This is a genomic window from Methylobacterium sp. WL116 (assembly GCF_008039455.1).
GTDB lineage: Bacteria > Pseudomonadota > Alphaproteobacteria > Rhizobiales > Beijerinckiaceae > Methylobacterium.
The window spans coordinates 1-686 of sequence record NZ_VRUV01001033.1 but is presented as its reverse complement, the minus strand read 5'-3'; the positions used below and the strand labels follow the sequence as shown (position 1 = coordinate 686).

The following is a 686-nucleotide window of genomic DNA, read 5'->3' as shown; positions in this document are numbered from 1 at the left end:
CGCCATCGTCGCCGCGGTGGCGGCCGAGGAGCCGCGCACCGAGCTGGCCTTCCAGGCCCGCTGGGCCGAGGAGGACCGCTACGTCGTCCGCTCGGAATGGCTGCGGCTGCCCGACACGGTCGCCGTCGCGATTCTCGGCGCCGGCGAGGGCCGATCGACCCTGGCCCTGTACGCCCGCCCGCAATTCGGGTTGCTCGATGCCGGCGGCAACCGGGCCCGCCTGGAGCGCTGGCTCGACCGGATCGAGGGTTTGGCGCGGGCCGAGGCCGCGCGGTGACGCGGGCGTCTCAGCGCGCGGCGAGCAGCGGCCCGAACACGTCGATCACCCCGTTGATGGTGATCTGGGTGCCGACGCAGAGTAGCAGGAACGCGAACAGCCGGCCGAGCACCCGCGCCCCGATCGGCCCGAGCAGGCTCACCACCCGGTCGGCGGAGGCGTAGATCAGCGCCACCGTGGCGGCGACGCCGAGCGCGGCCAGCGACACGCCGACGTAGAAGCCGAGCCGGTCGGCCATCACGGCCGGACGGTTCGAGCCGAGGGTGATCGCCACCGCGATGGTGCCCGGGCCGGTGGTGAAGGGCAGGGTCAGCGGGAAGAACGCGATCTCGGACAGGGGATCGACCGATCTCTGCCCATCCGCCGGCGGCTGGGCGGGAGCGGCGGCCGCCGCCGCTCGGGGCGCGGT

General features: G+C 74.8%; 1 protein-coding gene and 1 pseudogene. One reads left to right on the top strand and one right to left on the bottom strand.

The features are described 5' to 3' along the window. A pseudogene (locus FV223_RS29245) lies at positions 1-277 on the top strand (DUF1499 domain-containing protein); the annotation flags it as partial. Between the two features lie 10 nt (positions 278-287). On the opposite strand, the gene FV223_RS29240 reads toward FV223_RS29245, so the two are convergent. After that, on the bottom strand, positions 288-686 hold a 399-nt coding region (locus FV223_RS29240), incomplete at its 5' end, for a MarC family protein (RefSeq protein WP_281407491.1).